Annotated in this window: 1 protein-coding gene; it reads right to left on the minus strand. The window is 63.0% G+C overall.

The features are described from left to right. Window positions 1–70 precede the first annotated feature (70 nt). Complete coding sequence (locus CVM52_RS28255; protein ID WP_100165103.1) at window positions 71–550, minus strand: histone H2A; 480 nt, start codon at window positions 548–550, stop codon at window positions 71–73. Between the last annotated feature and the right edge of the window lie 71 nt (window positions 551–621).

Raw genomic sequence — 621 nt, forward strand, 5'->3', positions numbered from 1 at the left:
CGCAGCCTACGCATCACCGCATACTGGTAACAAGGTACTGCTAAACATCAGATCACTCCGGACAGTCAGTCTATGCCTTCTTAGGGGACTTGGCGGCCTTCTTGGGCGACTTTGCCTCCTTGCTCCCGCCACTGGACGCCTTCTCCGCCGTCTTCTTGGGCAGCAGAACAGGGTTGATATTGGGGAGCACACCGCCGTGAGCGATGGTCACGCCGCCCAACAGCTTCCCAAGCTCCTCGTCGTTCCGGATCGCCAGAAGCACGTGGCGCGGAATAATGCGAGTCTTCTTGTTGTCCCTGGCAGCATTACCGGCGAGCTCCAGGACCTCAGCGGCGAGGTACTCGAGGACAGCGGCGAGGTAGACGGGGGCGCCGGTGCCGACACGCTGCGCGTAGCGGCCCTTCTTCAGGTAGCGCCCGATGCGGCCGACGGGGAACTGGAGCCCGGCCTTCACGGACCTCGTCACCGACTTCTTCCTCGGCCCGCCGGCCTTGCGACCGGCCGCTCCCTTCTTGGCCTTCCCTCCAGCTCCAGTGCCGGTGGCGTCCATGGTCGTATCTCGGCTTCGATTGGCTTGTCTGGGACGAGGAGAAAGTGCTCAGGAGTTGGAACGAATGCGGA

Source organism: Pseudooceanicola lipolyticus (genome assembly GCF_002786325.1).
GTDB classification, from domain to species: domain Bacteria; phylum Pseudomonadota; class Alphaproteobacteria; order Rhodobacterales; family Rhodobacteraceae; genus Pseudooceanicola_C; species Pseudooceanicola_C lipolyticus.

What these genes read in the sequence shown, in the direction of transcription:
- CVM52_RS28255 (WP_100165103.1), bottom strand. Translation starts at nt 550, where the DNA reads ATGGACGCCACCGGCACTGGAGCTGGAGGGAAGGCCAAGAAGGGAGCG.